General features: G+C 55.8%; 1 protein-coding gene. It reads right to left on the bottom strand.

Features of this window, described 5'->3' with window-relative positions:
- Window positions 1-288: 288 nt before the first annotated feature.
- Complete coding sequence (locus tag INT21_RS18820; RefSeq protein ID WP_193060515.1) at window positions 289-1,323, bottom strand: IS110 family transposase; 1,035 nt, start codon at window positions 1,321-1,323, stop codon at window positions 289-291.
- Window positions 1,324-1,420: the final 97 nt, after the last annotated feature.

Below are 1,420 nucleotides of genomic sequence, written 5' to 3' on the forward strand. Positions count from 1 at the left end.
GTAGCGCGTATATGGACTCCTCCTCGTCTGCAAGCACAAAAGGTCATAGCGGCACAGTCGACTGCTAGCGTATATCCGGTCTCGTAAAGGATGCCTAACGTGGACATCGGACCTTAATGGGCTATTCGCACGTCGGGTACCCTCAGCGTAAACGAGCTTTCTTGCTCTACGCGCTACACGGTATGGCCCGACGTCGGTTCGACCTGTTCGCCATCTCTCTTGTGGTGGTGCAGTCGGGGCGGTAGGAACACCGGTTAAAGGTTCAACATTGATGGTCGCGTCACCTGTTTAAGCGGCGGCGGCCAACTCAGGGTTATACGGCACCTCGTAACGTGTGACGGCCCACGCCATACGCGCTGTCTTATTGGCGAGTGCCACGATCGCCACGTTGCGATGTTTGCGCACGGCAAGGTGCTTGATCCACTGGCTGAGTCCGTCGTCTTTTTTCACCGAATAACGAAGGACGGCGCGGGCGCCATGTACCAGCAGCTTGCGTAAGTAACTATTGCCACGTTTACTGATCCCCAACAGGCGCTCTCTTCCGCCCGTGCTATGTTGACGCGGGGTCAGTCCTAATGAGGCGGCAAAGTCGCGTCCTCGCTTGTATATAGTACCGTCACCCAGTACACCTGATAAGGCACTGGCGGTGATGGGGCCAATGCCGCGGAGGGTCATCAAGCGCTTGGCAACCGGGTCGGTGTTGGCATGTGTTTCAATGGCGGACGTTAACTGCGCAACGCGCTCGTCTAAATAACGTAAGTCATCCGCTAAGTCGGCCAATAGGCGGCGAAAGCGGTCACTGAGCCCGTTGGTGGCATCCTCTAGCCAAAGAGGCAGCGCCCGCCGTAACTGCTGAATACCAGTGGGGGCAATAAACCCATACTCACCGACGAGGCCACGGATTTGATTGGCCTTCGCTGTGCGCTGGCTAATCAGCTCTTCACGGATCCGGTGGGTGGCTTGACTGTCCTGTTGATCAACGGTTTTTACGGCCACGAAGCGCATCGTTGGACGGCCTAATGCTTCACAAATCGCTTCAGCATCTGCCCGATCATTTTTATTCGTTTTAACGTAAGGTTTCACGAATTGGGCCGCTATGAGCTTCACATGGTAGCCACGCGCTTGAAGTTCGCGCGCCCAATAATGCGCCGATGCACATGCCTCCATGCCGATGGTGGCGCCTTGAGGAACGCGTCGACAGACAGCCTCCAGCCACTTGGCCCGGGTATATTTACCTCGCCATTGAGGCTTCTCATGCCGGTCAACGCCATGTACGTGAAAGACAGACTTTGCGATATCCACACCAACTCGGCTAATGTTCATATGGGCTTCTCCTGACTCTCAAGCTGATAGTTTTCCAACCACCTACCAGTATGGCGCACTGACGCCGGAGTAGGGTGAGGAGGAGTCCATCCCATTG

The organism is Halomonas sp. 3F2F (genome assembly GCF_014897805.1).
GTDB lineage: Bacteria > Pseudomonadota > Gammaproteobacteria > Pseudomonadales > Halomonadaceae > Vreelandella.